Genomic DNA, 6,516 nt, shown 5'->3' on the forward strand with positions numbered 1-6,516 from the left:
TTTCCTCCGATTAACTAAAAATTCTTCTTAAAAATTTGATATACCTTGCATCCCTATCTATAAATGCCCCAATTGTATATCCTATTATCATTACTACCCAAATTCCTAAAGTTCTAACAAATCCGAAATTAAATAAGCAAATAAGTGTTAGTACAGAGATGATAAGGGATATTATTTTACCCTTATTCCTAGCTAAAAATGCTCTTCTTCTTTGTCTATCTGCGTTTTTTCTTTTAATTTCCTTAATTTCTAGGTCATAGATGGCGTAGTCTCTATCAGTATTATCATTTAAATGATTCATAGTTACCTCTCCTTGCTACTTCACCTTCTTTGACCCTATCAAAGTATAGATTAGTCTTTATATTCGTAATTCCAGTGAGATCTCTTAGGGCTAACTCAATTTTTTCCTTCAATTTATCTGAAAGAATTTGAATGTCAAAGTCCTTAAATAACCTAACCTTACATTCTACATTAATCTCTTCGTCATCTTCAATATAAACTTTAATTTTTCTTGCTTCAGTAGATAAGAAACTTTCCACAGAAGCCTTTACTGAATTTTCTAGTGAATCTCTTGATACTAGAATAGAACCATCGTCATATTGGCGAAGACGCTCGTATGAATGATCTGATGATAAAGTAAGGTCAACAAGCATAAATATGGCAAGGAATAGTAGTATAATACCTACAACCATTACTCCTATTCTAACATTTGGATTTTGAAGGTATGATAGAAGGTTGAATAGTTCATTTACATCTATCAAGGCTCCAAATACAAATAAAGCTCCCAAGAGGATTAGCACTACGGTTATAAATGAAAAAACAAATCTTTTAAATTTTCCCATAAGTCCTCCTCACCTTATTATTACCCCCATTTTATCTTCTCAAACACTATTATTCAATTTTTAGACTAAGATCTATCCAGTCTTCATTAAGTTTTTCGCTTTTGTTTTGAAGTTCTTTAATCTCAGAAAAAGTTTCTTCTACTTTAGAGCTGTCCTTGTAGAAGTCTTCTGCCATAGTAAGACTAGTTAGTTCTTCGATTTTTCTATCGATTTCTTCTATGTCTACTTCGATATCCCTTATTTGGTTTTTAATTTTTCTAATCTCGCCCTGTTTTAATTTTTCTTTTTGCCTTTGTTTTTTTATTTCGGTCTTGGTAAGGGGATTTTTTTGTGGATCTTCTAGCTTACTTTCCTTAAGTTTTTTCTCATAGTAGGAATAATTACCTAGGTACTCATCAATCCCATCAGCCTTCATCACTAAGATTTTGTCAGCGATTTTATTTAGGAAGTACCTATCGTGGCTTATAAGTAAGATAGTCCCCTCATAGTCAAGGATGGCATCTTCAAGGATTTCCTTAGAGTCAATATCTAAGTGGTTGGTAGGCTCATCCATCAAAATAAAGTTGGCATCTGATATCATAAGTTTAAGAAGGGCTATCCTTGACCTCTCCCCTCCACTTAGCTCGCCTATTACCCTATCCACATCCTCATCATAGAACATGAACTTAGCAAGGTAAGACCTTATTTCTCCGTAGGTTAGCATAGGGTAGGTCTTTGATAGCTCATCTACTATTGTATTATCAAGGTTTAGAGATTCCTGCATTTGGTCAAAATATCCTACATTGACACTTTGACCTAGCCTTATGGAGCCTCCATCCTGCCTTTCTGCCCCCATTATTATCTTAAAGAGGGTGGTCTTGCCTACTCCATTTTCTCCAATAATAGCAACTCTTTCTCCCCTGTAGATGTTGAAGGCTATGTTATTGAAGATTTCTTCCATGAAGAAGGACTTTTCCAAATCACTTACCTTAAGTACGTCTGCTCCAGATTTAATTCTTGGAGTAAACTTAAGGCTCATCGAATTTTTTAGAAACTCTGGCTTTTCAATCCTCTCCATCTTATCGAGGAGCTTTTGCCTAGACCTTGATTGGGAAATCCCCCTCTTTCTAAGAGAACCCCCCTGGCTTTTGAGCCTAGAAATAATCTCTTCTTGTCTGGCTATCTCCTTTTGTTGGGCCTTGTACTGGTGGATTCTCACTTCCATATCCTTTTTTCTTTGAACCATGAAGTCTGTGTAGTTACCATCGTAGGTTTCGAGCCTGCCATTTTCCAAGATGAAAATTTTATTTACAGTATTATCTAGGAAGTACCTATCATGGCTTATTACTATGACAGATCCCTTGTAATTTTTAATAAAAGTTTCTAGGAAGTTTATAGCCCCTATATCTAGGTGGTTGGTAGGCTCATCTAGGAGGATGAGGTCGGTTTTTTCAAGCAGGAGGCGGGCAAGTTCTACCCTGGCCTTTTGCCCTCCTGAAAGCTCTGCTATTGATTTATCAAAGTCAGCCTTAGTAAAGCCCATAGCATTGAGAGTTCCTTCTATCTCTGACCTTATGGCATAGCCATTTTTATCATTAAAGTCCTCAAGTTTTTTGGTATAGGTCTCCATGATTTCTTTTAGCCTGTGATCATCCTTTTCTTCTTCCATAAGTCTTTCAAGCCTCCTCATATCCTTTTCAGTTTCTATGAGGTCTGTGTATACTTCTAGGACGTAGTCATAAATAGACATGTGAAGATTAAGGTCCAGGATTTGCTCCAAGTAGCCTACCTTTGTGTCATTGGCTATGTAGAACTCCCCACCATCAGGGTCAAGCTCTCCTGTCAGTATTTTAAAAAGTGTAGATTTCCCTTGACCATTAGCTCCTATTAAACCGACCTTGTCTCCCTTTTCTATCTTGAAGGAAACATTGTCGAATATATCTTTGAGGGGATAAGATTTTTTTAAGTTGGAAGCTGTCAGTATATTCATTAAAAGACAAAGTCCTTAGGTGAATTCATGAAATATGTTAGAGTAAAGAGGGACTCATCTAGGTGGACTGACTCGAGGACAGTTCCATTTTTAACCTTCAAATCAACTGGAGTGAAGTTCCATATACCCTTTACCTTGCCGTCACATAGGACATCACATATCTCTTGGGCAGCATTCTTTGGTGTTGCTATAATACCAATATCAATCTTATTTTCTTCGAGATAATCCTTTAAGGTATCGATGGATCTAACTTCAAAGTCAGCATCCTCGATTTCTATATCGGTATTCTTGTCAAAAACTGCCTTTATCTCATAGCCAAGCTCAGAAAAAGACTTATATTGGTAGAGGGCATGGCCAATATTTCCAAAGCCTATAAGTACCATAGAATATCTCTTATTAACCCCTATTATTTTTGATAATTCTTCGATTAAGTCTTTTACATTGTAACCATAACCTTGTTGGCCAAAGCAGCCAAAGTGGTTAAGATCTTGTCTGATTTGACTTGCAGTAAGGCCTGTAATCTCTGCAAGCTCCTTGGATGAAACTCTGATAATTCCCTTATCGTTTATACTTTCAAGATACCTGTAATATTTTGGGAGTCTTTTTATAACTGATAGTGATATATTTTGCTTACTCATTTTCTCCTCCTTCTAGGTCATCCTCTTGACCCAAGATAAATAAATCATCATCTGCCTTGTGGCTATTTAATATTTCTAGATCTTTATCATCTACTACAAAATCGTTTTTTTCGACTGTGTCATCTAGCTCTACTGGTATATGTTCTTCTTTTGCCTTCGAATTTAATCTCACATAATTAAATACATGGATAAAATATGTAAGTATCAAGGATGTATAAAATATCTTTTGATTATAGTTTTCTACTACTATCCTAGGTAGGATTAGACCACCTGAAAGATTGTCTACAAAGGTTGATAGGATAAGGACGCTATGACTTGCCAAAATTATAAATATGAAGCCTGTTACTATCCCTGTCAAGATTGAAAAGTTGTAAGGGTCCTTGTCGAAAAAAACGACAAGGCCAAATACTACCATCAAAATCCAGCTTAGTAAAAACACTAAGTTCCAAATCAAACCTATCATTACATTGTTAAAAAACATCCCTGCCAAGGTCAATAGAAAAACACCGAAAGTAGATATAGCTAATATGAAACTTAGGTTTTTTTCTGCTGTCTTTAACATAATTTCCTACTTATTTTTCTTTGACTTATACCTTAAGTTTGAATCTAAGATTCTCTTTCTAATCCTTAGATAATTTGGTGTAATCTCGATCAATTCATCATCTTCAACAAATTCCATCATTTCTTCAACACTCATCCTCTTGGCTGGTGTAAGAATTATTGCATCATCAGATCCACTAGCCCTGGTGTTGGTAAGTTTCTTCTTCTTGCAGACATTAACATCTATATCAAGACCCTTGGCATTCATACCAACTACAAGGCCCTCATAGACCTCTTCTCCTGCTCCCACAAATAGACTACCCCTACTTTGGGCTTGGTTAAGTCCATAGGCCGAAGAAATTCCTGTTTCAGATGCTATAAGAGAACCAACTTGTCTCTTTTCGATATCTCCCTTGTAGCTATCATAGCCTTCAAATTCTGAATTTAGTATTCCTGTCCCCTTGGTATCTGTCATAAACTCTGACCTATATCCAATTAGTCCCCTAGAAGGAATCCTAAATATTAGCCTATTGTACCCAGAAGCTGAAGGACTCATATCAATCATCTCGCCCTTTCTCCTACCGAGCTTCTCTATAACAGATCCAGAATAGACTTGGTCAACATCAATAGTAGCAAGCTCGATTGGCTCAAGCTTCTTGCCCTTCTCATCTTCCTTATACATAACTTCAGGCTTAGAAACTTGGAATTCGTAGCCCTCTCTCCTTAGATTTTCGATAAGGACAGATAGGTGGAGTTCTCCACGACCTGAGACCTTGAAGGCTTCTGTAGTATCTGTGGCTTCAACTCTTAGAGAAACATCTGTTTCTGCTTCCTTGAAGAGCCTATCTCTTAGGTGCCTACTTGTTACATATTTACCATCCCTTCCAGCAAATGGTGAATCATTTACAGAGAAGGTCATAGATAGGGTTGGCTCTGAAATCTTGGTAAATTCTATAGGCTCAGAGTCTTCTTCTGTACCGATAGTATCGCCTATATTAATATCTTCCATACCAGAAAGGGCTACTATTGAACCAAATTTTGATTCTTCAACCTCATTTCTTTCTAGGCCTTCAAACTCATAAATTGTAACAATCTTTGACTTAATACGCCTATCAGGATCATTGTAATTAGTAATGACTGCTGGGTGATTTTTGCTAATCACTCCACTTTCAACCTTACCAATGGCAATTCTTCCTAGATAGTCATTATAATCTGTTGTAGATACTAGAACCTTGAAAGGCGCATCTTCGTCTGCCTCATAGCTTGGCACATAGTCTAAGATAGTATCCAAGAGATCTATCATATCTTCCTTGACTACGCCCTTTTCCTTGCTAGCCCAACCTTGTTTGGCACTGGCATAAACAAAAGGACTCTCCAAATAAGATTCATCAGCATCAAGAGATATAAATAAGTCCAAGACTTCATCTTCTACTTCATCAATCCTAGCATCAGCCTTATCAACCTTGTTGATACAAATAATAGCTGGTAAGCCTAGCTCTATGGCTTTCTTTAGTACAAACTTAGTTTGTGGCATTGGGCCTTCGTGGCTATCTACAACCAAGACAACCCCCTCAGCCATATTTAGAACCCTCTCAACCTCTCCACCAAAGTCGGCGTGGCCTGGAGTATCTATAATATTTATCTTTGTATCCTTATAATAAACTGCTGTATTCTTGGAAAGAATGGTGATTCCTCTTTCTTGTTCGATAGAATTTGAATCCATCACCCTCTCTTTTACCTCTTGATTGTCCCTAAATAAACCACTTGACCTAAGTAGGCCGTCAACTAAGGTAGTCTTACCATGGTCTACGTGGGCAATGATGGCTACATTTCTAACATCTTCTCTTTTCATCTAACCCCTCACTCCTTATTACATTTTCTATCAATATATTATATTCCATGTCAATACATTATCAATATTTCATCATTAAAATATTCATAGCCTTACTTTAAAAACTATAAATTCAATTATTAAAGATCCTATCCATATGTTTAAAGTATTTTTTCTATATATTAGCTATTAACTTTATCTGCTTAGTCATCGTATTTTTTCTTAAGAAACCAAGGCATTTCCTCTCTAGATACATTTATCTAAGGCTTTTAGGATTTATGACTTAAACCCTTATTACTAATAATATGGTCTCTATAGTAAGCTTTACTCTCTAGTCTGTCGCTAACAACTAAAAATATTCCATCTCAAAGCCTATGTAAATATCCCCACAAGCTTTTTTCACTATCCTTGATATAAATAATAATTGTTTTATCTAATTGTCTCTTCTAATCATACGAACCTATTTTATTAAATATAAAAAAGGGATCTTTTGATCCCTGACCTGAACCCCAAAATCCGGAATACGGATGGAGGGATTTTGTATGCCAAAATATACAAAAGAATTTAAAATAAAATTAGTATTAGAATATCTTTCAGACCAGCTATCAAATGTCAAGAGAAAATAAAAAATAATTAATCTTGAATTTAATGTATGGCAAATAAGCCTAATATTTAGGCTTAGAAAAATTAAATAAC

At 35.9% G+C, this 6,516-nt stretch carries 7 protein-coding genes; all 7 read right to left on the minus strand.

The window, feature by feature from the left end; translation table 11 throughout:
- Positions 1 to 10 precede the first annotated feature (10 nt).
- The gene (locus MUN42_RS02865; RefSeq protein WP_243342824.1) at positions 11 to 301 is read right to left on the minus strand and encodes a DUF2273 domain-containing protein; all 291 of its coding nucleotides are present in this window, start codon (positions 299 to 301) and stop codon (positions 11 to 13) included.
- A complete protein-coding gene (gene amaP, locus MUN42_RS02870) occupies positions 285 to 842 on the minus strand; it encodes an alkaline shock response membrane anchor protein AmaP (protein ID WP_243342827.1) in 558 nt (185 codons plus the stop codon). Before amaP ends, MUN42_RS02865 begins: the two co-directional genes overlap by 17 nt.
- A gap of 49 nt (positions 843 to 891) precedes the next feature.
- Complete coding sequence (abc-f, locus tag MUN42_RS02875; protein WP_243342829.1) at positions 892 to 2,811, minus strand: ribosomal protection-like ABC-F family protein; 1,920 nt, start codon at positions 2,809 to 2,811, stop codon at positions 892 to 894.
- Positions 2,811 to 3,449: a redox-sensing transcriptional repressor Rex gene (locus tag MUN42_RS02880; protein WP_243342830.1), complete on the minus strand. Its 639-nt coding sequence runs from the start codon at positions 3,447 to 3,449 to the stop codon at positions 2,811 to 2,813. Before MUN42_RS02880 ends, abc-f begins: the two co-directional genes overlap by 1 nt.
- Complete coding sequence (locus MUN42_RS02885) at positions 3,442 to 4,011, minus strand: hypothetical protein (protein WP_243342831.1); 570 nt, start codon at positions 4,009 to 4,011, stop codon at positions 3,442 to 3,444. The genes MUN42_RS02880 and MUN42_RS02885 overlap by 8 nt, the downstream gene beginning before the upstream one ends.
- 6 nt (positions 4,012 to 4,017) lie before the next feature.
- Entirely contained in the window at positions 4,018 to 5,841 is a 1,824-nt protein-coding gene (gene typA / locus MUN42_RS02890; RefSeq protein ID WP_243342832.1) for a translational GTPase TypA, read from the minus strand.
- A gap of 439 nt (positions 5,842 to 6,280) precedes the next feature.
- Positions 6,281 to 6,516 (minus strand): hypothetical protein (locus tag MUN42_RS02895; protein ID WP_243342833.1); only part of this gene is annotated, 236 nt, incomplete at its 5' end.

Source organism: Anaerococcus sp. AGMB09787, assembly GCF_022808955.1.
GTDB lineage: Bacteria > Bacillota > Clostridia > Tissierellales > Peptoniphilaceae > Anaerococcus.

Coding starts and splice junctions, on each gene's coding strand:
- MUN42_RS02865 (WP_243342824.1), bottom strand. CDS start 301: ATGAATCATTTAAATGATAATACTGATAGAGACTACGCCATCTATGAC.
- amaP (WP_243342827.1), bottom strand. CDS start 842: ATGGGAAAATTTAAAAGATTTGTTTTTTCATTTATAACCGTAGTGCTA.
- abc-f (WP_243342829.1), bottom strand. CDS start 2,811: ATGAATATACTGACAGCTTCCAACTTAAAAAAATCTTATCCCCTCAAA.
- MUN42_RS02880 (WP_243342830.1), bottom strand. CDS start 3,449: ATGAGTAAGCAAAATATATCACTATCAGTTATAAAAAGACTCCCAAAA.
- MUN42_RS02885 (WP_243342831.1), bottom strand. CDS start 4,011: ATGTTAAAGACAGCAGAAAAAAACCTAAGTTTCATATTAGCTATATCT.
- typA (WP_243342832.1), bottom strand. CDS start 5,841: ATGAAAAGAGAAGATGTTAGAAATGTAGCCATCATTGCCCACGTAGAC.